Origin of the sequence: Streptomyces tailanensis (assembly GCF_008386495.1) — a bacterium.
Classification (GTDB): Bacteria; Actinomycetota; Actinomycetes; order Streptomycetales; family Streptomycetaceae; genus Streptomyces; species Streptomyces tailanensis.
In genome coordinates this window covers 91542-113338 of sequence record NZ_VTHJ01000018.1, presented here as the reverse complement: position 1 = coordinate 113338, position 21797 = coordinate 91542, and the positions used below count along the sequence as shown (strand labels likewise).

Annotated in this window: 22 protein-coding genes; 14 read left to right on the top strand and 8 right to left on the bottom strand. The window is 70.1% G+C overall.

Annotated elements, in window-relative coordinates; translation table 11 throughout:
- The first annotated feature begins 113 nt into the window (after nt 1-113).
- On the top strand, nt 114-770 hold the full coding sequence (locus tag F3T56_RS50080) for a transposase (RefSeq protein WP_425473580.1): 657 nt from the start codon (nt 114-116) through the stop codon (nt 768-770).
- A 197-nt stretch (nt 771-967) separates the two neighbouring features.
- Here the strand turns inward: F3T56_RS50080 and F3T56_RS17350 are convergent, their stop codons facing one another.
- Nucleotides 968-1189 carry a winged helix-turn-helix domain-containing protein gene (locus tag F3T56_RS17350; protein WP_149826073.1) on the bottom strand — a complete coding sequence of 74 codons (222 nt, stop codon included), beginning with the start codon at nt 1187-1189 and terminating at the stop codon, nt 968-970.
- Between the two features lie 148 nt (nt 1190-1337).
- On the opposite strand from F3T56_RS17350, the gene F3T56_RS17345 reads away from it, so the two are divergent.
- The 12 genes from F3T56_RS17345 (at nt 1338) to F3T56_RS17295 (ending at nt 11546) form a co-directional block, all read left to right on the top strand.
- The gene (locus F3T56_RS17345) at nt 1338-1691 is read left to right on the top strand and encodes a hypothetical protein (protein ID WP_149826072.1); all 354 of its coding nucleotides are present in this window, start codon (nt 1338-1340) and stop codon (nt 1689-1691) included.
- A complete protein-coding gene (locus F3T56_RS17340) occupies nt 1688-2212 on the top strand; it encodes a hypothetical protein (protein ID WP_149826071.1) in 525 nt (174 codons plus the stop codon). Before F3T56_RS17345 ends, F3T56_RS17340 begins: the two co-directional genes overlap by 4 nt.
- 95 nt (nt 2213-2307) lie before the next feature.
- Entirely contained in the window at nt 2308-2511 is a 204-nt protein-coding gene (locus F3T56_RS17335) for a hypothetical protein (RefSeq protein ID WP_149826070.1), read from the top strand.
- 268 nt (nt 2512-2779) lie between these two features.
- Entirely contained in the window at nt 2780-2992 is a 213-nt protein-coding gene (locus F3T56_RS17330; protein WP_149826069.1) for a hypothetical protein, read from the top strand.
- Between the two features lie 148 nt (nt 2993-3140).
- Nucleotides 3141-4463 carry an amidase gene (locus F3T56_RS17325; RefSeq protein WP_246203662.1) on the top strand — a complete coding sequence of 441 codons (1323 nt, stop codon included), beginning with the start codon at nt 3141-3143 and terminating at the stop codon, nt 4461-4463.
- Nucleotides 4464-4501: 38 nt separating this feature from the next.
- The gene (locus tag F3T56_RS17320) at nt 4502-5056 is read left to right on the top strand and encodes an NUDIX domain-containing protein (RefSeq protein ID WP_149826068.1); all 555 of its coding nucleotides are present in this window, start codon (nt 4502-4504) and stop codon (nt 5054-5056) included.
- Nucleotides 5057-5448: 392 nt separating this feature from the next.
- Nucleotides 5449-5766 (top strand): hypothetical protein, encoded by a 318-nt coding sequence (locus tag F3T56_RS17315; protein ID WP_149826067.1) that lies wholly within the window; start codon nt 5449-5451, stop codon nt 5764-5766.
- 132 nt (nt 5767-5898) lie between these two features.
- Entirely contained in the window at nt 5899-6393 is a 495-nt protein-coding gene (locus tag F3T56_RS17310) for a hypothetical protein (RefSeq protein WP_149826066.1), read from the top strand.
- Nucleotides 6390-9329 carry an ATP-binding protein gene (locus F3T56_RS17305; RefSeq protein WP_149826065.1) on the top strand — a complete coding sequence of 980 codons (2940 nt, stop codon included), beginning with the start codon at nt 6390-6392 and terminating at the stop codon, nt 9327-9329. Before F3T56_RS17310 ends, F3T56_RS17305 begins: the two co-directional genes overlap by 4 nt.
- Before the next feature lie 606 nt (nt 9330-9935).
- Nucleotides 9936-10988 (top strand): calpain family cysteine peptidase, encoded by a 1053-nt coding sequence (locus F3T56_RS17300; protein WP_149826064.1) that lies wholly within the window; start codon nt 9936-9938, stop codon nt 10986-10988.
- Nucleotides 10985-11248, top strand: coding sequence for a DUF6406 domain-containing protein (locus F3T56_RS50075; RefSeq protein WP_425473579.1), 264 nt, complete (start codon nt 10985-10987; stop codon nt 11246-11248). Before F3T56_RS17300 ends, F3T56_RS50075 begins: the two co-directional genes overlap by 4 nt.
- 4 nt (nt 11249-11252) lie before the next feature.
- The gene (locus F3T56_RS17295; RefSeq protein WP_149826063.1) at nt 11253-11546 is read left to right on the top strand and encodes an amidase family protein; all 294 of its coding nucleotides are present in this window, start codon (nt 11253-11255) and stop codon (nt 11544-11546) included.
- Here F3T56_RS17295 and F3T56_RS17290 read toward each other — a convergent pair.
- From F3T56_RS17290 to F3T56_RS17275, 4 genes are all read right to left on the bottom strand, one after another.
- Nucleotides 11521-12441, bottom strand: coding sequence for an ABC transporter permease (locus F3T56_RS17290; protein ID WP_149826062.1), 921 nt, complete (start codon nt 12439-12441; stop codon nt 11521-11523). The two genes, F3T56_RS17295 and F3T56_RS17290, sit on opposite strands and share 26 nt — an antisense overlap.
- A complete protein-coding gene (locus tag F3T56_RS17285) occupies nt 12428-13501 on the bottom strand; it encodes an ABC transporter ATP-binding protein (protein ID WP_246203661.1) in 1074 nt (357 codons plus the stop codon). The genes F3T56_RS17290 and F3T56_RS17285 overlap by 14 nt, the downstream gene beginning before the upstream one ends.
- Nucleotides 13502-13521: 20 nt before the next feature.
- Nucleotides 13522-14874 (bottom strand): LolA family protein, encoded by a 1353-nt coding sequence (locus F3T56_RS17280; protein ID WP_149826061.1) that lies wholly within the window; start codon nt 14872-14874, stop codon nt 13522-13524.
- 509 nt (nt 14875-15383) lie between these two features.
- The gene (locus F3T56_RS17275; protein WP_149826060.1) at nt 15384-16394 is read right to left on the bottom strand and encodes a polyprenyl synthetase family protein; all 1011 of its coding nucleotides are present in this window, start codon (nt 16392-16394) and stop codon (nt 15384-15386) included.
- An 880-nt stretch (nt 16395-17274) separates the two neighbouring features.
- Between F3T56_RS17275 and F3T56_RS17270 the strand changes: the two genes are divergently transcribed.
- A complete protein-coding gene (locus tag F3T56_RS17270) occupies nt 17275-18039 on the top strand; it encodes a LysM peptidoglycan-binding domain-containing protein (protein ID WP_149826059.1) in 765 nt (254 codons plus the stop codon).
- Between the two features lie 74 nt (nt 18040-18113).
- On the opposite strand, the gene F3T56_RS17265 is transcribed toward F3T56_RS17270, so the two are convergent.
- From F3T56_RS17265 to F3T56_RS17255, 3 genes are all read right to left on the bottom strand, one after another.
- The gene (locus F3T56_RS17265; RefSeq protein WP_149826058.1) at nt 18114-18950 is read right to left on the bottom strand and encodes an HAD family hydrolase; all 837 of its coding nucleotides are present in this window, start codon (nt 18948-18950) and stop codon (nt 18114-18116) included.
- Nucleotides 18951-19145: 195 nt separating this feature from the next.
- The gene (locus F3T56_RS17260; protein ID WP_149826057.1) at nt 19146-20348 is read right to left on the bottom strand and encodes an NAD(P)-binding domain-containing protein; all 1203 of its coding nucleotides are present in this window, start codon (nt 20346-20348) and stop codon (nt 19146-19148) included.
- Nucleotides 20349-20408: 60 nt separating this feature from the next.
- A complete protein-coding gene (locus F3T56_RS17255; RefSeq protein WP_425473578.1) occupies nt 20409-21686 on the bottom strand; it encodes a carboxylate--amine ligase in 1278 nt (425 codons plus the stop codon).
- Between the last annotated feature and the right edge of the window lie 111 nt (nt 21687-21797).

Here is a 21797-nt window from a genome sequence, read left to right as displayed (position 1 = left end):
AGATCTTGAAGCGATCAGCCAGGCCAGCGCTCGCGGGATCAGTTGCTGTCGTTTCAGACTGAGTTGGGCTGCGAGTCCTGCGCTCGTCGATCTTGGTCGGCAGTGTGCCCGAGATGCCCGCTGATCTTGTTCCTGACGACCTGTGGGAGCGAGTGGCTCCGCTGCTGCCCCCTGCTCCCGAGCGGCGCCGTCGCCATCCGGGGCGGTTGCGTGTTCCCGACCGAACTGCGCTCGCCGGCGTCATGTATGTGTTGCGGAACGGTGTCGCCTGGCGTGATGTCTCCGCGGAGACCGTGGGTTGCTCCGGAGTGACGACCTGGCGCCAGCCGGGGGACTGGCCCCGCCCACATGCCGCCCTGCTGGGCGAGCTGCGCCGCGCCGAACTGCTGGACCTGGACGACTGCGCCGTGGATGGCCCGCATGTACGACCGCCCAAAACCCAGGACCCGTCCCACTGCCCCAGGCCCTACGGCTCCGCGTACCCGCCCGCCCCGCCATACGGTGGCCCTCGGGGCGGGCGGGCTGTCGGTCTCACCCCGCACGTAAACGCCCTCGACGCTCCAATTCGACGGCCGGAGCTTCGAGGGCGCGGGCGTGGAACGGCAGCCACGCTTCGGGTAGGTAGCCCCTCGCGCCCACCAGGACACCGCGCCGAGGGGACGGACTGGACACCGGACAGAGCAGAGTTCTTCGACCAGCTCCCGCTGTCCCTTGCTCGCGTCACGCTCAACCGCGCGAGGTGGGCTCCGAGTGAGCGTCGGCACTCCTGATCCCCGCCCTGGCCCCCCTCCCGTGCGTTTGTCAACCCTCCCTGGCTCCTCTGCCCGGTCCTCCCGTCCCGCAACCCTTGAGGCTTCGATACAGCGACCATGACCGGCAGAGAGCCACCAGGGCGCACGAGTCACACCCCGCAGGTCAGCAGGCAGACTACGCGCTCAACTGCCACTTCTTGTAGGCGAGTTGGGCGCTACACCACGTAGAACCCTCGCGGGATCTCTTTGCGCAACCGCCCCTCCGACACCAACACTGCCACGGCGCGCACGGCTGTCGACTGGCTGATGTCGTACTCGGCGCTCAGCGCCACGGTGCCGGGGAGCTTGTCCCCGCTGCGCCATTCGCCGGCGTCCAGCCTGCGCCGGAGATCATCGGCAACCTGCGGGGCGAACGGCACTGAGCGATCAAGATTCATGTATTCAGCGTGCGAGCAATTCCACTAGTCGGCTATCGATGTAGTCTACTAGTCAGCTAGTCTCGATTCTCCAAGTGCGCAAAACGCCCCCAGGGCGGCCGGGCAAGGGCCGATCCCCAGGGGCTGACCGAAGATAGGAGCTTCGGCTATGCGAAACTTTATCGTTGTACTGCTCGCGTGGCTGCTGGGCGTGTTCGCGCCCGGTACCGGCAAGCGCCGGGCCACCATGGACCCGGCCGTACCGGCCTCCGAGCAACGGCCCGAGGCGCCCCTCAGCACCGCCCTGCGGCTTCCCGCCCACCGTTCCCCGTACGGGCTTCACCCTGTCCTCGACGGCGAAACGGCGGCCATGGTCCGCCCGTACGTGATCGTGTGGAAGCGGGAACGCGCCAGTCATGAGCGGGCTCTGCAACACAGGCGCCGCACCGCCCTGGTCCTGGTCCCTGACCTCGGCGTCGACCTCGACCGGCACCTGATCGGCGCTGAGGCGGTGGCCCGATGAACACGACTCCCGAGCACCCCGAGGCAGCCTCCGAGGCGGCCCCCGAAGCGAAACTGTGCGGGGCACGCCGGTACGACTGGCAGCGTCCGGGGCGGCCGGGCAGTCACCGCCTGCCCTGCCTCCTGCCCGGCGGGCACGACGGCGACCACCGCGACGCCTTCAACTCGACGTGGTTCCCAGCATGTGGGGACCGTGGGGACTGCGGCACCGCCGCGAGCCCGCTGGAGACACTGACCGTCCCCGAGCCGGACGGGACGTTCCGGGACGGACCCGCGTGCGGCCCGTGCGCCGGCTGGACTGCCGCGCCCGGTCGCCCCGAGCGGCAGGAGCGGCGGCCGGTGCGGATGTGCGTCCGCTGCGACGTGGTCACCGACCGGCCGGTCATCGTCTCCGAGGTGCACCAGGCGACCGGTCCCGGCTTCAACGTGTACGCCTGCCCGGACTGCGCCCCGCACTTCCCGCCCGTGCCGGACGTGCTCTCCCTCCTGACCGAGGCGCGCCGTAGGGAGGGGGAGCGGTGACCACACGTCGCACGGTGACCGTGGCCCCGGCTCGGCGAGATGCGCGCGTGCGCCGACCGTGTGGAATGCGTGGTCACCGGGTGGGAGGTGCCGTCGTGAAGGCCGGAACTCCGCCCGAGCCGGGAACGTCGCGCCTGACGATCAGCACCTACCGTCTCGACGGCGACGGGCGCCGGTTCGGCGTGACAGTGCCGACCGCGTACGCCCCCGGCGCGGCCACGCTCGCGCCCGTGTCCCTGGGCCGGCCCCCGTGCCGCAGCCCCCGCTGCCGCACCGGCCACGGTCCGCTCGGCCGGTAGTGGCCCCGCAGTCGGCCGTCCGCGCTTTTGCCTCCCCGGGTCAGGGCGGGCGGCCTCGGAGACGGCCATCCGCCGGTCTGGGGTGAACATGGCGGACGGCCCCCACCGCCCGCGAACGGCACCGACTGCGAGGTCGGCACACCCCGGACTCGGTGCGCCACCGCCTGATTTCATTGATTTCCGTGACCGCCGTCCCGTCGGCCGAAATCATTGCTTCTTGCGGCCAAGGCACCAACCGTGGCCTGTGGAGAGGAAGGGTGAAGATGCCATGAGCATTGGGCCAGGAGCGTCCTCCAGCGAGCTGGCTCAGCAGGTTCGTTCCGACTTCCGGCAGGCACGTGTCGCGGGTGAGCCGTGCCCTGCTCCCGCACGGGCGGACATCCTCGACGCCGCCCCAACCGTCCGCCGTCTGGTCGCCGCCGCTGGTGCGAGCACGGAGTTCTTAGCCCCGACCGCCTTCCTGGACGCTCCGGAAGACTGATATACGCCGTTCCACTTGGTGCGTCCGTCTCGGGGCACGGACGGCGGTACGAGCCACCCCAGCCCCCAAGCCGTCCATACCCTCCCGCACTCAGATGCCCACTCCTCCGAACCCGCCCACCCCAGGCGGCCCGAGCCGCTGATCCACCGTGACGAAGCCCGAGAAGCCCATGCAGCCCAACGCGACCGGCTCCCCGCCGCACCGCTCCCCAAGCCCTCTCGCTGCGCCGTTTGCTTCCCAACCGCTCGCGCCCCCTCCTCTCATCTCCCTCCCGCCCGACGACTTCGTGACGCTCTCGGCCGAGCAGATCTCCGCCGGCGTACGCACGCGCGAGCTTCGTGCCGTCGACGTGGTCGCCGCATCGCTCGCCCGGATCGAGGCGGCGGAGCCCACGCTGTGTGCGTTCATCGAGGTGTGGGCGGAGGAGGCGTCGCGGTGGGCGGCGGAGGTGGACGAGCGGGTCGCGGCCGGTGTGCGGCTGCCGTTGGCGGGCGTGCCGATCGGGGTCAAGGGACGGGCCGGGTTACGTACCACTGCGGCTCGGGCGTTGATGGCGGCCGGGTGTGTGCCCGTGGGGGCGACCTCCGTTCCCGGGCCCGGAACTCCCTGGCAGACCTGGGGCCTTGGCGCCGGTGGCCGGACCGTGAACCCCTGGCGCCCCGACCGGACTCCGGGCGGCTCCTCCGCCGGGTCCGCGGCGGCGGTGGCCGCCGGCCTGGTCCCGATGGCGACCGGCACGGATGGCGCCGGGTCGGTACGGATCCCGGCGGCGTGGTGCGGCGTCGTCGGCCTGAAGACCACCAACGGGCGCCTGTCCTCCCCCGACCGTGCCGGGCTCGCCGCTGCCGGCGTCATTACCCGGTACACCTCCGACGCAGCGGCGTACTGGCGCTGGGTAGGGGGCAGCGCTGCGGAGGAAGTCGGGCACACCGGCCACGAGGAGCCGACCCTGATCTGGGACACGCCGCCCCCCGTCACCGCCCTCTGGTCGCCCGACCTCGGTTTCGCCGACACCGACACCGAGCCCGCCGCGACCGCCCACGCCGCCGCACTCCGCCTCGCGGACACCGGCCTCCTCCGGTTCATACGGCGGGACGAACCCGTACGCCTGGAGGACCCGGGAACCGCGTGGCTGGCCCTGCGTGCTGCACCGAACACCGACCCGGCGGCCGTGCGAAGGGCCCGCGGGCTTCGTACGGAGAACGACCGGCGCCTCGCCGACCTCTTCACCGCGGCCGACCTGATCCTGACCCCCACCACCCCCAACCCCCCACACGGCCACGACGGCCCCGGCGACCGTTACTCCACGGCCCTCACCTGGGCGTTCAACCTCAGCGGCCACCCGGCCATGAGCATCCCGGCCGGCCTCGACTCCGACGGCTGTCCGGTCGGCCTCCAACTCGTGGCCCGGCACGGTGAGGAGAGCACACTGCTTCGCGTGGCCGCAGGCCAGTTCCGCTGGTACCAGTAGTGGCCCCACCCCGGAAACCGGAGAAAGCAGGCATTGCCATGCGATGGACCGTCCACGGTGAACGCGCGATCCACGACACCCCTTGGGTGCGGTTGCGGTCGCTGGATGTGGAGCAACCTGACGGCACCCGGTGCGACTACCACGTGGTTCGGCTGCGGGATCTGGCCGTCACCGCGGCCGTGGACGAGCGGCGGCGGGTGCTGATGATGTGGCGGCACCGTTTCGTCACGGACGCTTGGGGCTGGGAGTTGCCCATGGGGCTGGTCGAGGAGGGGGAACGGCCCGAGGAAGCGGCGGCGCGGGAGTTGGAGGAAGAGACGGGGTGGCGTCCGGGGTCGCTGCGGGAGCTGATCTACGCGCAGCCCGCCGCTGGGATCAGCGATACCCAGCACTTCGTGTTCCGGACCGACGACGCCCGGCGGATCGGCGAGCCCACCGAGCGGAACGAGTCCGACCGGCTGGAATGGATTCCGCTCGCCGAGATTCCGGCCATGATCACCCGCCGCGAGATCGTCAGCGGCGCCACCCTCGTCGGCGTCATGGCCCTCCTCCTGGACCTGCCGACCAGCGACGGGACCGTGGACACCGGCTGACCACCCCCGGTCCGCCTCAGGCCCCCGCCTTCCTCCACCCCTCGAGGGAATTCACATGCATGGGCATGTCTTGTCGACGCATTCAAGCCCGGCGACATACCCCGCGACGCGGAGGCGCTGTCGCGCGCCAAGACGTTATCCGCGCGAAGTGCCGTTCGCATGCTTCCCGTACGACACAGCGGAGGCCGCCGAAGCTGCTGCCTGAGGCATGCACCTCAGGCCTCACTCCCGTCAGCACCGGGCCGGTGACCGATTGTCAGACCTCTGGTCTAGGGTGATCAATCGACTGAACCCATGGGCGACTTGCGTACGAGAATCGTGCACGCATCGCACTCGGGTATGGGCCGCGTGATCACGGCGACACGAGGTACGAACGGGGACGGGTAACGGAGATGACGGAACCGGCAGGGACGCCAGGTCCCGCAGACTGGGCGGCCTCCGGCGCGGTGGGTCCGAACGGGTCGTACCGCAATCAGACACTGCAGTACCGGGACGTCGAGCTGAGCTTCGACGAGTCGGTGGAGTTCAGGACGATCAGGCAGCTGTGGTTCCAGGCGACCGTGGCGTCCTTCCTGGTCTTCTTCGTCCTCGGTCTGCTGCCCGCCCTCTTCGCAGGCAGCTTCGAGGCCATCGGCCCCGGCCTGATCCTGTCGATCACCACCTTCTGGGTCGTCTTCCTGCTGGTCCGGCAGAACGAGCCGATCTCGTAGCGGAAGACGCTTCTGGAGGACAAGGCCGCGGCCTCCTCCTCCGCGTACGCGACGATCTACGGCGCGCTGACCCGTCGCCGGATCCCCGTCACCGCCGTTCCCGCCCGGATCCGCAGCGACATCGCACCAGAGGTGGTCCACAACCGGCTGGTCGTCACCAGCGGCCGGTACGTGGCCTACGTGACCGTCTTCGCCTATGGCACCAGTCTCTACGTCGGCTGGACGATGTGGCGCAGCCGCTCCGGCGCCGTGGTGATCGGGCACTTCGTGAAAGACATCGTCGCCTCCATACTGAACCGCTCGGACAGCCTCAACCAGATGCTGCGCACCGACCGCCCGCGCGCCATGCGGGAAGCGGTGCACTCGGCTGCACGTGAGGGCGTGGAGATCGCGATCCAGGGCATCGAGGTGCCCCTCACCTCGGCCTTTGGCCAGGAGCCCCCGATCCAGTCGGCCCCGGTCCCCGCCCCGAGTGCACCGCCCGGCCCCCCTGCCCCGCCGATGTACTCGGCGCCGGCTCAGCCCGCTCAGGGGTATCCGTCGGCTGGCCACATACCCACGGCTCCGCCGACAGCCCCGCACGTATCCCCCCAGGGCCCGAACGCAACATCTTGGAACAGGAGTTGAGCCCCATCGACGGGCCAACGACCGGAGTGGTGACCGTCGCCGACGGCACGACCGTCTGGGCTTGGGCAGCGGTACGCATCGACGCCGCCGCCGACCTCACGGAGCCCCAGGAGTACGCGGATCTCACGGAGGACGACCGTCGGATCAAGGCGGTCGCCGCCGAGGCAGCCTGGCTAACCGGGCAGTGGGACGTGGCACACGGCGAGCGCGTCGAATTGCGTTACGTCACCGGCCCAGCGGAGCGCCGGATCACCTGCTCTCTACTCGGCCGCGTCTCTGCGGCCACTCCCGACCGAGCGGAGGCCGCCGCACTCGCGTTGCGCGCCCGGCTGGCCGCGCTGCCCCGACATGTGCACGCGACCCCGGTCGAGGACCCGACCGAGGTGGCGCGGCTGCTGACCCCGTTCACGCCCGACCCTGTCGCGGGTGTGGCCGAGATCCGCAAGCGGTATCGCACCGGCGTGCCCAACCGGCCGGACGCGGGCGTACGATACTACCTCTCGCCGCAGCCATTCACCGCATCAGCGCCGCCGTGGGACGCACTGTGGCAGGCGCTGGCCGAGCATCCGTACCCGGTGATGCTGACGATCGGCCTGGAGCCGTACGTCATACCGGACGACCTCGGCCCGCTGCTGCACACCATCGCCACGCAGTACGGCCGGCTGGGGACGCAGGGCCAGTTACCGGACGGCCTGTGGTCTCCGGGCGCGCAGCTCGCCCCGGACGCCTTCGCGGTGGACGCCTCCCGGGTGTACTCCGACGCCGCGCGCCGCTACACCGGTCGCGCCTTCCGCATTCGGGTCGCCCTGGCCTCACCCGCGCCACTGCCCGAGTCGCTGGCCGAGCTGGTCGGGGCCACGGTGTCCCCGCCGGAGCGGGCACGCGAGGAGGGGGCGCTCACGGAGACGTTCACCGGTCCAGCGCACAGCGTGGCCTGGCCCGGGCCCGGTGAACTCCCGGCCGCATGGGAGGGGTTGACCACCCTGGAGCAGGCTCGCTGGGGCGGCGACCACTGCTGGCAGCTGCCCGAGCCGCTCTCTCCGCAGCTGCGGCTGCTCGCGGAGCTGGTGGACGCCCGCGAGGCGGGGTCGGCGTTCCGGCTGCCGCTGGCGGTGAGCGGCCACATGACCGGCTTTCCGGTACGGCGCCCCGGCCTGGCCGGCGGGACGGCGTACCGCGCGGACGGGCCCACGATCACCCTGGGTCGCCAACTCGTCCACGACAGGCCGGCGGGCCCTCTCGGCATCGGCCTGGACGACCTCACCCGGCACGCCCTGTTCGTAGGGACCACCGGATCCGGCAAGACGAACACAACGCTGGCGTTCTGCGAGCAGCTGTGGCGCGACCACCGGGTGCCGTTCCTGGTGCTGGAGCCGGTCAACTCCGACCTGGACGACTACCGTTGGCTCGCCACCCGACCCGGCTTCGAGGACCTTCTGGTCCTCACTGTGGGCGACGAGACGACGGCCCCGCTGCGGCTGAACCCCTTCGAGGTGCCGACCGGGGTGCGGATCAGCACCCATACGGCCGGGCTGATGGCCTGCTTCGACGCGGCGTTCGGTCTGTGGGACCCCTTGCCGAGCATCTACAACCGGGCACTGCGGGCCACTTATGCACGCAAGGGCCTCGTGCCGACAGACATCGCAGGACCGGATCACGAGTGGCCCGGCCTGCGGGACTTCATCGCCGAGATGCGGCGGCAGTGCGAGGCGCTCGACTATTCCGGCGAGATCCGGGACAACATCGTGGCCGCCTCGCTGCTGCGTGCCCAGTCGCTGGCCGAGGGTGCCTGCGGCAGCACGCTGGACGTGGCGCGGTCGTACCCCGTGGCCGATCTGCTGAACCGGCCGGTGGTGGTGGAACTGGCGGCGGTCGGCGACAACGAGAAGGAGCAGTCGCTGGTCACCGCGCTGACCCTGCAGGCGATGACCGAGTACTACAAGGCGAACCGCGGCGGCGGCTCCCTCGCCCACGTCACCGTGATAGAGGAGGCACATCGGCTGCTCGGGCAGCCCCTCGCGCAGTCCGGGGACGCCAAGGAGGGCAACGCGCAGGCCCGTGCGGCCCAGGCGTTCGCCAACACCCTCGCCGAGAATCGCAAGTACGGCGAGGGTGTCGTGATCGTCGAGCAGGTACCGGGCAAACTGGTGGAGGACGCCTACAAGAACACCAACCTCAAGGTGATGCACCGGCTGCCGTCGGCGGCGGACCGTGAGCTGATCGGCGGCACCATGCGGTTCTCGCCGGACCAGGAGCGGTATGCCGCCGCCCTGGCGCCCTTCCAGTCCTTCGTCCACCACGACCGACTGGATCGCCCGGCTCTGGTCGCGGTTCCGAACGTGCGCGCTCAGGCGGCCCGCGAGGCGGGGCTGGAGCGAGCCGTCCTGGCCACACCTACCCAACTCGGAGACCGCTTCCACGCGTTCACCGCCTCGGTGCCGGCGGCGGCGAAGGCCCTGGCGCCCTTCCCAGAGTGCGAGGGCTGTCGGCACCGCTGCGCGTTCCGCTCCCGCGCGTCCACCGCGGTATGGCCCGAGCACGGCAAGGAGCTGCGGGAGCGGGTGAAACGTCGTACCCCAAGTCCAAGGACGAGCAGGCCGCTTGGTGGGGGTCGACGTCGGCCTGGATCGCCGAGCTCGCCGACACCGTCCGGCTCCCCGACCAGGGCACCGCAGCGCCCGCGGCCCTGTCCGACTACCGCGCCTGCGTCTTCGTCCACGTGGCCCGCGAGGCGTGGCAGCGCAAGACGCTCCCCTGGATACGCCTCTACCGCACCCGCACCACCCCGAAAGCCCTCTGATGACCGACCGGCCCACGGAACGCCCACCCCAACCGGAACAACCACCGACACCGGCCCCGGAAGCACCGGAGCCGACGGAGACGGCGGAACCGGCAACGGCTGCGGAGGCCCCGCCCGCTCCGACGGAGGCCACTGACCCGACCGAGGTGCCCAGCGCGGCGGAGACGGCAGACGAGACGGAGGCGCCCGAGCCGGTCGAGGCACCCGAGTCGGTCGAGGCACCCGAGTCCGCTGAAGCAGCCGAGCCGATCGAAGCCCCCGGGCCGTTCGAGGCGTCTGAGTCAGATGAGGCGATTGAGCCTGAATCTGCAGAGGAGGCGCCTGAGCCGGTCGAGGCACTCGAGACCACTGAAGCTGCCGACTCCGCCGAAGCCCCCGAACCCATCGGGACAGCCGAGCCTGCGCAGGACCCTGCCACGTTCGAGGCACCCGAGCCGCCGGAGTCACTCGAACCGTCCGAGACCGCTGAGCAACTGGAGGCTCACAACCCTCTGGAGACACCGACGCCGCCGGAGTCACCCCACCCCATGGAGGCACCCGATTCTCCAGAGGCGCCGGACCCGATGGCGGGGCCAGAGCAGCCGCAACCCCATGAGCCGACCACGACCGTCGAAGACTCCGGGCAGGGCGAGCCCCCAATCCGGAGGCCCACGTACCGGCTTCCGTAGCCGAATCGGTCCTCGTCGACCACAACGAGCCGATCACACCGGCCGCCTCGGAGGCCTCACCCCCGACAGATGCCATGGACGCACCGTCCCCCCTGGAGGTCACGGACATCCCGCCCCCGGTCGAGCCGGAGGAGGCCGTCGCCGCCCCGTCGGACGAAATCCCGTTGCAGGGCCCGCGACTGGACCGCATCAAGGGCATGTTCGGTGAGAAATCGGATCAGGTCAGGGAGATCTCGGATTTCGTCGACAAACCAGATTTCCAGGTGCCCGAGAAGATGTTCCCCCCGGACCGCTACGGGACCCCACTCGACCGACCGGACGGCACGCGCACCCCGCTCTTCGACGGGACGCCGACGCGGGAGCAGACCAGGCAGGGCGAACTCGGAGACTGCGGCGTCATCGCGACACTGGGAGCAGTGGCCGGGCACGGCCCGCAGGACATCACGAATGCCGTCCGTGAGAGCGAGGACGGCACCTACGAGGTCCGCTTCCATGGGGCGAAGTCAGCCGGCTTCGGCCGGTACGAGCCGACCGGTGACATGATCAAGCTGACTGTGACACCGGATCTGCCCGTCCATAGCGCACTCCCCGACAGGCCCGCCTTCGCCGACTCGGTGACAACCGGAGCGGCGTGGGCGCCCATCATGGAGAAGGCCGTCGCCGGGCTCGACCAGACGTGGACCGAGGAGCGTGCCGCATCGTGGAAGCTCACGCACAACAGGCCCGACGACCTGCGAACTGGATACGTACGGTTGGGCGTCGGCACCAAATCGCATGAACACGCGGAATTGCTGGTGCAGCTGACCGGGGTGCCGGCCGAGACATGGGATCTTCCCACCGGTTACGACTACACAGGTCGCAGTGCGAAGCGGCAGGTCCTCGACCATTTCAGGGAGAAGCTGGCCGACAACTGCCCGATTGTCGTCGGCACGCGCAAGCCGGGGGTGGAGGAGCCGCCACTGCCCAAGGACCTCTCCGGCGGTCACGCCTACGAGGTCACGGAAGTGGACGACAAGGGACGCATCCATTTGCGTAACCCGCACAACAAGGATCATCCGGAACCATTGACGTTCGAGGAATTCCGGACGAGCCTTCTGCCGTTCTACACCACTCTGGAACCGAAATGACAGTTCAGGTAATCGCACTCTCACCCAACACGCAGGCCAACAGGCCCATCGGAAGCTTCAGCGTCATCCATGTTCACGCGCCCAGAGACCAGGCCCCGACGGTCAGGCTCTCCGTCGAATCCGGTGGCGCGGAAACCCGCCACTCTCTCGCACCCGGAGATGTCTTTCCGGTCCAGGACCAGGAGTGGAAGCTGGACCGGATCGAGGACCTCCACTCGCCTTCGGGGGACTGGACCGTCGTACTCACCCGAGTGAAGTAACCGCGTGGACGCTGTTCGAATCGCCGCCGCCGTTCGAGCAAGTGAGGTGACGGCCGTAGATGTTGTCGCCGCGGCGCTGGGGCGGATCGAGCGTGTCGACCGCTCGTCGTGTGCCTTCGCCGAAGTGTGGCCGGAGGACGCGTTGCGGTGTGCCGCCGAGGTGGATGCTCGGGTCGCCACCGGTGTGGCCCTGCCGTTGGCCGGGGTGCCGATCGGCGTCAAGGGGCGGCATGGGGTGCGTGCGGCGGGCGCGCTGACGGGAACGGCCGCCCCTACGCCGTCACGTCCTTCGCCATGAACCTCGCCCACGCCGCCGATCCGAACACCGCCGCGTAGAGGGCCTGGAGGCCGAGGTTGCGTTGCAGGTCGTCCCAGTAGACCGGCTCGCGCATGAGGTCGGCGAAGGACAGCCAGTAGTGGGAGAAGAAGTACGGGTGGAGGGCGTCGAGCTGAGGTATCTGGTCGAGGATCTGAACGGTGATGAGGAGCCCGACCGTGGTCGCCATCGCCGCGATGCCGCTGTTCGTGAGCGTGGAGATGAACAGCCCGAGGGCCGCGATCCCGATCAGTGACGCGGCCACCGCCAGCGCGATCAGCAGCGCCCGGAAGAGCCCCTCGGCGAAGCTGATACGGGTGCCGGAGATCGTCGTCAGATCGCCCAGCGGGAACAGCAACGCCCCCGCGGCCAGCGCGGAGGCCGCCACGACGAGGGTGGCGACCACGCAGAAGGTCATCGTGGTCGCGTACTTGGTGAGCAGCAGCCGGGTACGGCCGGCCGGAGCGACCAGCAGATAGCGGAGCGTGCCCGCGTTGGCCTCGCCCGCTATCGCGTCTCCCGCGATCACGCCGACCGCCATCGGCAGGAAGAAGGGGAGGGTCGCGGCGAGCGCCGTGAACACCAGGAACAGCCCGTTGTTGGTGATCTGCGCGATGAACGCCGGGCCTTCGCCGCCACCACCGCCCGGCCCGCCGCCCGTCGACGACCCGTCGCCGGTCTCGATCTTCACGGCGATACCGACCAGGATCGGTACGGCCGCGAGTACGCCGAGCAGCGCGATGGTCCGCCACCGCCGGAACGTCGTCACCAGCTCACTGCGGAACAACCCGAAGGTCCACAGAAGGCCGGGAGCACGGGCGGCCTGCGAAGCTGCCTCAGGCATGGCTTCAGCACGAGACGTCTCAACCCGCGACATCGAACCCCTCCCCCGTGAGCGCCACGAACGCGTCCTCCAGGGAGGCCTGTTCGAGGCCGAAGCCGCGGACGCGGACGCCCGCGGTGACCAGCGCGGCGTTCAGCTCGGCCAGGTCGCGGTCCGGTGGCGGCGATTCCGCCGTCACCCGGGCCCCCGCACCCTCGGCCCCCTCCTCCACCACGACGTCCCCGATGCCCTGCTCCTTCAGCACTCGGGCCGCGTCCGCCGCGTCGGGCGTGGTGACGACGAGCCGCCCGCGCGCCCCGGCCGCCAGCTCGCTCACCGGCCCTTGGGCGATCAGCCGCCCCTGCGCCATGACGGCGGCATGGCTGCACACCTGCTCGATCTCGTCCAGCAGATGCGAGGAGAGGAAGACGGTGGTGCCGTCGGACGCCAACTCCCGCACCAGGGCGCGTATCTCACGCATCCCCTGCGGGTCGAGCCCGTTCGTCGGCTCGTCGAGCACCAGGAGACGGCGGGACTGGAGCAGCGCCGCCGCCAGGCCCAGCCGCTGCTTCATGCCCAACGAGTACGCCTTGGCCTTCTTGCCGGCGGCGGCCGTGAGCCCGACCCGGTCCAGCGCGGCCGCGACACGTGCACGCCGGGTGCGCGGGTCGGCGGTCGGGTCGGCGGAGTCGTACCGCAGCAGGTTGTCGCGGCCGGAGAGGAACCCGTACAGCGCGGGCCCCTCGATGAGCGCGCCCACCTGGGGCAGTACGGCCTTGGCGGCGCGCGGCATGGGGCGGCCGAGGACCTGGGCGGTGCCCGAGGTGGGCTCGATCAGGCCCATCAGCATGCGGATGGTGGTGGTCTTGCCCGAGCCATTGGGCCCGAGGAACCCGAAGACGCTGCCCGCCGGGACGGTCAGATCGAGGCCGTCCACGGCGAGCTGCCCGCCGCGGTAGCGCTTGGTGAGCGCGCGGGTGGCGATCACCGCCGAGCCCGCGCCCCCGCCCGCTGCCTCATCCGTATCCGTGTCCTTGTCCGGGGCGGACACAGCGGACCCGGCGGACCCGTTGGACCCAGCGGACCCGGTGGACCCGGCGGACAGCTCCTCCATGGGCTCCCTCAATTCCTGTTCTACTCGGCCGCGTTGGCCGCCTTCACCAGGGCGTCCTTGGTGACGGCGCCCGCGTACACCTTGCCGTCGTCCGTGAAGAGGACGTTGATCAGCCGGGTCTTGAAGACCGTACCGGAGCCGAAGTCGCCCTTGACCTGGTCGCCGAGGGAGTTCAGGAACCCGTCGACGCGGGCGTCACCGGTCGAGTCGGAGCCGCCGCCCGGCATGCCGCCCTCGGCGCCGGTGTCGAACTCGGCGATGGTGCTCCAGCCCTTGCCTATGGTCTTCAGCCCGTCGAGCCCGCTCGCGAAGTCCTCCTCGGAGCCCGCGGCATCCTTGGACGCCTTGGAGTTCTCGGCGTCTTTGGATCCCAGCCCCTTGTCGAGCTCGTCGAACCTGGAGTCGTGGTGGCCCGACTCCTCCATCTCGTCGGCCTCGGTGACCTTCGCGCCCTTCGGCGGCGTGAAGTCGAACGTCGACGCGCTCGGCTTGCCGAAGTCGACCTTCGTGAAGCCCGCGTCCACGACGGCCGCGCCGCCGCTCGCCGGGGTCAGCGTGAACTTCAGCGGCAGCCCCGTCTCGGAGTCCACGGCTATGGAGATCGCGCCGACCGTCGAACCGGACTGCTTCGGCTCGATCACCAGCCGGTACGCGTCCCGCCCCGCGACCTGCATGGTCCCGTCGACGGTCACGGACGTGGTGTCGTCGACGGCCTTCAGGGCCTCCTCGGCGAGCTCTTGGGGCGTGGCGGGCACGTCCTCGGAAGCGTCGGGAGCGTCCTTGCGGTCCTCGCCGCCCTTACTGTCCTCGCCCTCACCGGCGTCGGTCGCGTGGTAGACCTCGTTCGAGGCGCTGTCGTACGCCCACAGGTCGTCGCCGTTGTGGATGATGCTGTACTCGGCGGCCTCGTCCAGCAGAGACAGCTTCTGCTTGTCGGGGCCGTCGGTCGCGACCTGCAAGGTGTGCGTGCCGGAGGCGAGTTCGAGCAGCTTGGCGGAGGGGGCGGCGGCGGAACCGCTGTCGCCTCCGGAGCCCCCGGAGGGCATCTGCGAGCCGAGGCTGTCGGCCAGACCGCCCAAGTCGGGCAGCCCCAGATCGGTGGTGATCTTCACCGTGCCGGACACCTGCTGTACGTCCGATGCGGCGATCTTCTCGATGAGTTCCTGCGCGCTGATCTTCGGCAGATCGGGGTCGCCCGAGCCGGCGAAGGCCGGGACGAGCCCGATGGTCGCCGCCGCCACGCCCACCACGGTGACCGGGACGAGGTACCGCGCGGCCTTGCGTCGCCGAGCCGAGCGCACCTCCTCGGCCTCGGCCGCGAGCACGGCCGCGTCGTCGGCCCGGGCGCTGTCGTCGGATTCGTACGGTGCCATGTGTGCCTTACCTCCGTCGTCGGCGGCGGCGTTCGCTTAGCGCCGCCATTCTCACCCGAATCGGTGAGGAGTGGTGATGCCTATCTGACCAAATCGGCCAGTGAGAGTCGTCAGCCTCGGGAGCCAACTCGGCGTACTGCTCTGGGATGACATGGCGAGCCGCCAGGGATGACAACACGAGGCGGCGCCTCCCCTCGAACCCGTAGGGGTCCCTGAAGGAAGACGCCGCCGGTCGAGTCCACAACCCTTGGAGGCAGCGCCGCCGGTCGAACCCTTGACCCTTACGGGAGGCCCGCCTCTCGAACTGGCGTCCTAGCTCCAGCGGTTGATGCACACGTAGGAGATGAGTGCCCCGGTGACCGCGCTGCGGTCGGGCGCGATCCACTGCGGCGTACCGGAGTTGGGCTTCATCACGAAGAGCTGGAGTTGGACACGGCGGGCCCACCCTGCGCGGGTACCCCCGTCGGCACCGTTCAGGCCGGCGGCGAGGACGGTCCCGGCGAGGGCGCCTAACCGGCCCGGTGCACCACCGCATCGCACAGCTCGACCAACGCCACCTTCGCCCCGCACTCCCGCAGCGGCGCCAGCACGGCCCGCGCCTCCTCCGCGTACCGGACAGTGTCCCGGCGGGCCCGCTCCAGCGCGGGGTGGACCCGCAGCCGGGCCAGCGCCTCCGCGTGCCGCGCGTCATCGGTGAGATCGGAGTCGAGCAGCTCGCAGAGCGCGATGTCGTCCGGCAGCCCGAGCCGCCCGGCCCGCTCGCGCAGCCTCAGCACGGGCATGGTCGGCACACCCTCACGCAGATCGGTCCCCGGCGTCTTGCCGGACTCGTGCGAGTCGGAGGCGATGTCCAGCACGTCGTCCGCGAGCTGGAAGGCGACGCCGAGCCGCTCCCCGTACTGGGTGAGCACGTCGACCACGGTCTCGTCGGCACCCGACATCATCGCGCCGAAACGGCCGGCCACGGCCACCAGCGATCCGGTCTTGCCGCCCAGGACGTCCAGGTAGTGGTCGATCGGGTCCCGTCCGTCGCGCGGACCGGCGGTCTCCAGGATCTGCCCGGTCACCAGCCGCTCGAAGGCCTCGGCCTGGATGCGGACGGCGTCGGGACCGAGGTCGGCGAGGACGTGCGAGGCCCGCGCGAAGAGGAAGTCACCCGTGAGGACGGCCAGCGAGTTGCCCCAGCGGGCATTCGCGCTGGGCACACCCCGGCGCACGTCCGCCTCGTCCATCACGTCGTCGTGGTACAGCGTGGCGAGATGCGTCAGCTCGACCACCACGGCCGAGGGCACGATCCCCGGCGAGTACGGATCACCGAACTGCGCCGCGAGCATCACGAGCAGCGGCCGGAACCGCTTCCCGCCGGCGCGCAGCAGGTGCTGGGCGGCCTCCTGGATGAAGGGGACCTCACTCTTGGTGGCCTCGAGGAGACCCTCTTCGACGGCAGCCAGTCCGGCCTGGACATCGGCTTCGAGAGCCTGGTCCCGCGCGCTCAGCCCAAACGGCTCGACGACGGTCACGAGGGTTCTCCTGTCTGCTGACGTCTACTGACGGTCACACGGTCGGTCTAGGTCGGTCTCACGGTCGATGACATGGTTTGTCGATCTGTCGCTGCCATCACCCGAGTCAGCGTATCCGGTCACCTTTCGATCACCACGAGCACCCAGGGGTTCGGCCAGGGCGGTATGGGACCAGCTGCGCAATATTCTTGATCAACCGATACGCGGCCGTACCCATCGACGCGCAACCTGCACCCGTCCGTCGACGCGCGACGCGCACCCGCCCATCGACCCGCGAGGCTCGCAAGCCGCCCCTGCCCGAGTGCCCACCCCTCCCCCGGGGACGCCCACCGCACACGGCCGACCGGACACCCTTCTCGCCCCTCCCTCGCAGCTCTCCCCCCAGCCCGAGTTGACCGAATTGCGGCATACCACTCGCTTCACCCGACTCCTCCCGTGAGTTGAGTCACGCACGCCCGGCGCCACCGTTCGCCCACCCTCGCCGACTTCCCGTTTGCGGAAGGCAAGTTGAGCTCCACCGCCCACCCGAAACCGCGGCACATATCCGACAAAGTCAAGGTCAACTACATCAATCCGCAAAGTCAGGGCTTGTTCCGATCGTGTGCTCTCGCATACGTTCACACCTCGTCCGGACGGACCGCCGAATCCTGCCACTGCCCGGACTCCCCACCCATCACCACTCATCCGCGCACGGCAGGAGCGGGGGACCCAGGTAAGCCGCCGGTCCGACTTTCCCCATCAGGACCGGCTCGGGGTGAAGTCGCGCGCAGTACGCACAGCGAACGCAGCACGCACCGCGATCGCTGGACGACGCGCGCGGCCGGGCACCTCCCGCCCGAACCCGACAGCTCACCTCGCAGGCGCCGGAGAGGAATCCACCATGCCCGGACGAGGCAAACACCGCAGCCCCAGAACCAATCCGTTCACCCGTGGCGTCATCGCCGTCGGCGCGGGCGGGGCCGTACTCGCCCTGCCGCTCACGGCCGCGACGACCGCGAGCGCCGCCCAGCCCACCCAGGCCGCCGTCACCTCCGTACAGGCGGCCCCGCAGTCCGCGCCGGCCGCGGCGCAGGCCAAGACCCTCACGTACACCGTGGTCTCCGGCGACACCCTCTCCTCGATCGCACGGAAGTACGGCACGAGCGGCGGCTGGAAGCGGCTCTACCAGGACAACCGCGCGACTGTCGGCAGCAACCCGCAGCTGATTCGCCCGGGCCTGAAGCTGAAGGTGAAGTCGACGAAGACGTCCGCGTCCTCGAACTCCGCCGCGTCCGACACGTCGAGCAACGGCTCCACGACGACGCCGGCGTCGGTCAAGACGTACGCGAACAACCTCGACGGATGGATCCGCGAGGCGCTGGACGTCATGCAGCAAAAGGGGATTCCCGGGACGTACGACGGTATTTACCGCAACATCATGCGCGAGTCCTCGGGCAATCCGCAGGCCATCAACAACTGGGACTCCAACGCCGCCGCGGGCACCCCGTCGAAGGGCCTCCTCCAGGTCATCGACCCGACCTTCGCCGCGTACCACGTCTCGGGCACGGCGTACGACCCCTACGACCCGGTCGCGAACATCACGGCGGCGTGCAACTACGCCGCCGCGAGGTACGGCTCCATCGACAACGTGTTCGGCCCGTACTGAGGCCCGGACTGCGGCCCGTACTGAGGCCCGGACCGGAAGAAGACCGGTGACCGACCAGGGCCCGTGTCGGCGGATCATCCCGCGGACACGGGTCCTGGGCGCACGGGGGCGAACAGCTTCTCCAGCACCACCGCGATCCCGTCCTCCTCGTTCGACAGGGTCACCTCGTCGGCGACGGCCTTGAGTTCGGGGTGGGCGTTGGCCATGGCGACCCCGTGCGCGGCCCAGTCGAACATCGGAATGTCGTTGGGCATGTCACCGAAGGCGATGGTCTCGCCCGGGGTCAGTCCGAGATGCTCGGCGGCCAGGGCGAGGCCCGTCGCCTTGGTGATGCCGCATGGCTGGAGTTCCACGGTGCCGGGCCCCGACATGGTGACCGTCGCCAGCGAACCGACCGCCATGCGCGCCGCCGAGGCCAACTCGTCGTCGGACAGGTACGGATGGCGCAACAGCACCTTGCTGATCGGCTCGCACCACAGGTCGTCCCGGCGCAGCACGCGTACGGCGGGCAGCGTGGGGTGCGGCATGAGGTAGCCGGGCTCGATCAGGGTGAGGCCGTCGACCCCGTCCTGGTCGACGGCCGCGTACACCTGTCCGACCTCCGCCTCGATCTTGCCGAGCGCGGTCTCGGCCAGTTCCCGGTCCAGGGTGACGGACCAGAGCAGCCGGTCCGCGCCGTGGTCGTACAACTGCGCGCCCTGTCCGCACACCGCGAGCCCCCTGCCGCCGAGGTCCTCCAGCAGCGGGCGGACTCTCGGCGCCGGCCGTCCCGTCACCACGAGGTGCTGAGCACCGGCCTCCGTGGCCCGCGCCAGCGCGGCGAGGGACCGGTCGGAGAGCGTGTCGTCACTGCGCAGGAGCGTTCCGTCCAGGTCAGTGGCGATGAGTGAATATGCGGTGGGAGCGGCCATGATCAGAGAATACGGATGTCACGCCCCATCGGTTCGACCCGAACCGGACGACGTCCGACCCCCCGACAGCCCCACAGCCCTCCATCGTCAACGCCCCTTTCCCGAACGGCAGTTCAGCGGGACTTGATCAACGCCGTCGGCAGCAGCGCTCGTCAAGGGGCGCGGGGTGTACACATATGCGGCTCCGCCGCGCTCTCATCCATGTGCCGCCGCAAGATGGCGAGCCAACCGCGGCGACGCGAACTCCGTCCCGCACACGAACCTCATCACCGGCCCGTACGACACCGCCGCCGGCAACCCCGTGAAGTACAACCCTGGTATCGACGACCGGAACCCGGCCCCCAGCACCGGCGCACCACGGCTCACGGCCAGCTCCGTACGCAGCTCATGCCCGAGGAAGCCCATCGCCCCGAGGTCGACGCGATACCCGGTCGCCGCGATGACATGGTCGGCGCCCAGCTCCTCGATACGGCCGTCATGGCCCTGAACGGCCAACAACGGTCGTCCGTCGACGGCGCCCGCCCGCACGATCCGCGCGACTTCCCGCACTTCCACCCGCCCCTCGAACCGTTCACGCAACCACCACGCGCCCAGCGGCCCGAGCACCTGGCGGACCAGGTAGTGGCGTGCGCCGGCAGGCAGATACCGGTACGGGTGCGGGTAATAACTGAGCGCCCACAGGGAGAAGGCCCGCCCGAACGGCGACTCGGGGCGAAGCCTGGGCTGCTTCCAGGGAGGTGCGCCAAAGGCCACGGCCCCACGCCCACGCGCGACGACCCGCACCCGTGCGCCCGCCTCGGCCGCCAACACCGCCGTCTCCAGGGCGGACTGGCCCGCGCCCACGACGATCAGCTCCTTGCCGGCGAACCGACTCAGGTCATGGTGCTGGGAACTGTGGGAGACGGGCCCCGTGGGGGCGGGTCCGTCGACGGCCGCCCGCGCCAGCTCGCCCGGGACATGGGCGAGCCCGAACAGCCCGCTCGCCACCGCGACGGCCCGCGCCGCGAACAACTCACCCGAATCCAACTTCAGTTCGAAGCCGCCCCCCTTGTTCCGGTCCACGGACACGACCCGCACCCGCTCCAACTCCGGCACGAGCCGCTGCTGGAACCACTCCCCGTAGGAGATGAAGGTCCCCACCGGAATGATGTCCTCGTCGGCGACCAGGCGCCGTATCCCCGCCACGTCGCAGTAGTCGAGCAGGGTATGACCGCGCTGCGGGGCGTCGATGCTCGACGCCACCGGGGTCGACTTCAACAGCATCCCGGCGGGCATGTTGTCCCGCCAGCTCACCATGGGTTCGCCGAAGACGCGGACCGGAATTCCCTGGGCCCGCAGATGCGCGGCGGTGGACAGGCCGAACGGCCCGGCACCGACGACTGCTACCGGTTGAATCACGAAGTCCCTCCCCAGGACGCGATGTGCCTACTTCGTGTGAGTCATGCTCATGGGCCCTACTTACTGGGTCCTGCCGACTGTCGCTGATCGCCTGGCACGCCACAGCTGATGGAGGTGCTTCGCCCCCGGCCGTACGAAGCGCGCCAGCATCGTGAGGAACGGCAGCGGGTCGTCACCCGCGAACCACGCCAGTTCCGTACCGCTCGCGCGGGCCGGCGCGTGCGGCGTCGTGTACCCACTGCGCCGGTAGGCGAGCAGGGCCGGCAGGTCGATGTTCTCCACGATGTACCGACGTCCGGCGAGTTGCTCCCCCTCCGGCACCGAACGCCCGGTCAGATCAAGGTGCATGGCGCGCACGACATCGATCCCCGCCTCGTTCTCGAAGAGCCGGAACTGCGCGCCCATCCGTGGGTTGAAGTCAAGAAGCTTGTACTGCCCGTCCCTCCTGTCGAACCGCAGATCCAGATCGATGACGCCGGTAAAGCCGATCTGTTTGATGAAACGTGCGGCGATATCCGCGAGTTCCGGATTATCGACTATGTACGCGTTCGCCGTCATTCCCGCGTGCGGCGGCCACGACCGCACCTTCACGCCGGTGAACATCGCCAGCGGCGTCGATTCCGCGTCGAAGCAGGCGTGCACGATCCAGTCCTCGGCGTCCTCGCGGGGCAGATACTCCTGAAGGACGACCCCGGGCCGCTCGCCCCATCCCCCTGCGAGCCGCAGCAGCCCCTCCCGGTCGGGGATCCTCGTGGTCCCGTTCACCGCGGGCCTGCTGCGCCGCTCGAACGCCTCCCGGTTCTTGGCCACCACGGGAAAGCGCGCCCGCTCGGCGAACCGCTCGATCTCCTCGTACGACTGTGGAAAGACGCCCGCGGGACTGGGGATCCCGTGTTCGGCACACAGCTCGTGCAGCCCCTGCTTGCTGGCGAGCCGCCGGGGCAACTTGGCGTCGACGCACGGAAAAAGGAACCGCGCCCGCAACGAGTCCTGGTGCTCGGCGATGAGCACCGCGGCCTCTTCGTCGGTCGGTATGAGTACGGTCGGCCGCCCGATCCTCCGCCCGATCCCGAGCAGTCCCTCCACCAGCCGCTCGGGCTCCTCGGTCCCGGTGGTCCGCCATACGAACGCCCGCCGCAGATACCGCGAGACGGCGGCCGGTGTACAACGGTCCTCCGCGATCGCATACATGGGCACGCCCAGCCGCCCCAGGCTGCGGATGGCACCCACCCCGCCATGGTGCAGCGGATAGTCACCGAACTTCACGATGAGCCCCGGAACGCTCCGATCCACAGGAATCGGCGCACCCCGAACGCCCCTGGCCACGGGTCCCCCCACGTGTCCCCCCTACCGGACCCGGACCCACCCCGTCCGCGTCCCCCAGAGGAAGCTAAGCCGGAACCCTTCCCTCCGACCATCACCTATCAGGACATTGCGAACTCTTTAGAC

Bases quoted from the DNA above. Each gene is read 5' to 3' on its own strand.
- F3T56_RS50080 (WP_425473580.1), top strand. From the start codon at position 114: ATGCCCGCTGATCTTGTTCCTGACGACCTGTGGGAGCGAGTGGCTCCG.
- F3T56_RS17350 (WP_149826073.1), bottom strand. From the start codon at position 1,189: ATGAATCTTGATCGCTCAGTGCCGTTCGCCCCGCAGGTTGCCGATGAT.
- F3T56_RS17345 (WP_149826072.1), top strand. From the start codon at position 1,338: ATGCGAAACTTTATCGTTGTACTGCTCGCGTGGCTGCTGGGCGTGTTC.
- F3T56_RS17340 (WP_149826071.1), top strand. From the start codon at position 1,688: ATGAACACGACTCCCGAGCACCCCGAGGCAGCCTCCGAGGCGGCCCCC.
- F3T56_RS17330 (WP_149826069.1), top strand. From the start codon at position 2,780: ATGAGCATTGGGCCAGGAGCGTCCTCCAGCGAGCTGGCTCAGCAGGTT.
- F3T56_RS17320 (WP_149826068.1), top strand. From the start codon at position 4,502: ATGCGATGGACCGTCCACGGTGAACGCGCGATCCACGACACCCCTTGG.
- F3T56_RS17315 (WP_149826067.1), top strand. From the start codon at position 5,449: ATGACGGAACCGGCAGGGACGCCAGGTCCCGCAGACTGGGCGGCCTCC.
- F3T56_RS17300 (WP_149826064.1), top strand. From the start codon at position 9,936: ATGGACGCACCGTCCCCCCTGGAGGTCACGGACATCCCGCCCCCGGTC.
- F3T56_RS50075 (WP_425473579.1), top strand. From the start codon at position 10,985: ATGACAGTTCAGGTAATCGCACTCTCACCCAACACGCAGGCCAACAGG.
- F3T56_RS17290 (WP_149826062.1), bottom strand. From the start codon at position 12,441: ATGTCGCGGGTTGAGACGTCTCGTGCTGAAGCCATGCCTGAGGCAGCT.
- F3T56_RS17285 (WP_246203661.1), bottom strand. From the start codon at position 13,501: ATGGAGGAGCTGTCCGCCGGGTCCACCGGGTCCGCTGGGTCCAACGGG.
- F3T56_RS17280 (WP_149826061.1), bottom strand. From the start codon at position 14,874: ATGGCACCGTACGAATCCGACGACAGCGCCCGGGCCGACGACGCGGCC.
- F3T56_RS17270 (WP_149826059.1), top strand. From the start codon at position 17,275: ATGCCCGGACGAGGCAAACACCGCAGCCCCAGAACCAATCCGTTCACC.
- F3T56_RS17265 (WP_149826058.1), bottom strand. From the start codon at position 18,950: ATGGCCGCTCCCACCGCATATTCACTCATCGCCACTGACCTGGACGGA.